The following is a 1,775-nucleotide window of genomic DNA, read 5'->3' on the forward strand; positions in this document are numbered from 1 at the left end:
AGTAGTCCCGAGCAGATTTGAACTGCTGACCCCTACATTATCAGTGTAGTGCTCTAACCAACTGAGCTACGGGACTAGCTATTCTGTTCATCTCTTCTATCGGTACTGCTCCTCTCGGGGCGGGCACTTTCTTCTGATGTTTCTATTCTTTTCAATCATATGTACGTGACGAGCACCGATCCTAAGATGCTCTAGAAAGGAGGTATTCCAGCCGCACCTTCCGGTACGGCTACCTTGTTACGACTTAGCCCCAATTATCGGTTTTACCCTAACACGCTCCTCGCGGTAACATGCTTTAGGTACCCCCAACTTTCATGGCTTGACGGGCGGTGTGTACAAGGCCCGGGAACGTATTCACCGCGTCATTGCTGATACGCGATTACTAGCGAATCCAACTTCATGGGGTCGAGTTGCAGACCCCAATCCGAACTGTGAATGGCTTTTAGAGATTAGCATGCTGTTGCCAGCTAGCTGCCCGCTGTACCATCCATTGTAGCACGTGTGTAGCCCCGGACGTAAGGGCCATGATGACTTGACGTCGTCCCCACCTTCCTCGCTGTTTGCACAGGCAGTCTGTTTAGAGTCCCCACCACTACATGCTGGCAACTAAACATAGGGGTTGCGCTCGTTGCGGGACTTAACCCAACACCTCACGGCACGAGCTGACGACAGCCATGCAGCACCTAGTTTCCTGTCCCGAAGGACGGATGCGTCTCTGCATCCTTCAGTAACTTTCAAGCCCGGGTAAGGTTCCTCGCGTATCATCGAATTAAACCACATGCTCCTCCGCTTGTGCGGGCCCCCGTCAATTCCTTTGAGTTTCACCCTTGCGGGCGTACTCCCCAGGTGGATAACTTAACGCTTTCGCTAAGACGCTGGCTGTCTATCGCCAACATCGAGTTATCATCGTTTAGGGCGTGGACTACCAGGGTATCTAATCCTGTTCGATCCCCACGCTTTCGTGCATCAGCGTCAATACCAGCTTAGTGAGCTGCCTTCGCAATCGGAGTTCTAAGACATATCTATGCATTTCACCGCTACTTGTCTTATTCCGCCCACTTCAAATGGATTCAAGCCCATCAGTATCAAAGGCACTGCGATGGTTGAGCCACCGTATTTCACCCCTGACTTAACAGGCCGCCTACGCACCCTTTAAACCCAATAAATCCGGATAACGCTCGGATCCTCCGTATTACCGCGGCTGCTGGCACGGAGTTAGCCGATCCTTATTCTTCCAGTACATTCAGACAGGTACACGTACCTGCGGTTATTCCTGGACAAAAGCAGTTTACAACCCATAGGGCAGTCATCCTGCACGCGGCATGGCTGGTTCAGGCTTCCGCCCATTGACCAATATTCCTTACTGCTGCCTCCCGTAGGAGTCTGGTCCGTGTCTCAGTACCAGTGTGGGGGATTCTCCTCTCAGAGCCCCTAGACATCGTCGCCTTGGTAAGCCGTTACCCTACCAACTAGCTAATGTCACGCGAGCCCATCTCCATCCTATAAATATTTAATCAACTGAACATGCGAACTGTTGATGTTATGCGGTGTTAATCTCTCTTTCGAGAGGCTATCCCCCTGATAGAGGTAGGTTGCTCACGCGTTACGCACCCGTGCGCCACTCTCATTAAGCTAAAGCAAGCTTTAGCTTAAATCCCGTCCGACTTGCATGTATTAGGCCTGCCGCTAGCGTTCATCCTGAGCCAGGATCAAACTCTCCATTGTAAAATGAAGTTTTTGATTCCAACTATTTATAATAATCAGAATTCTTTTTT

Annotated in this window: 1 tRNA gene and 1 rRNA gene; both read right to left on the minus strand. The window is 50.6% G+C overall.

Going from position 1 to position 1,775, the window contains the following annotated elements:
• Window positions 1–2: 2 nt before the first annotated feature.
• Window positions 3–76, minus strand: a tRNA-Ile gene (locus tag HX021_RS21625).
• A 119-nt stretch (window positions 77–195) separates the two neighbouring features.
• Window positions 196–1,725: ribosomal RNA gene (locus HX021_RS21630) — 16S ribosomal RNA — on the minus strand.
• Between the last annotated feature and the right edge of the window lie 50 nt (window positions 1,726–1,775).

It is taken from the genome of Sphingobacterium sp. N143 (assembly GCF_030325625.1).
Classification (GTDB): domain Bacteria; phylum Bacteroidota; class Bacteroidia; order Sphingobacteriales; family Sphingobacteriaceae; genus Sphingobacterium.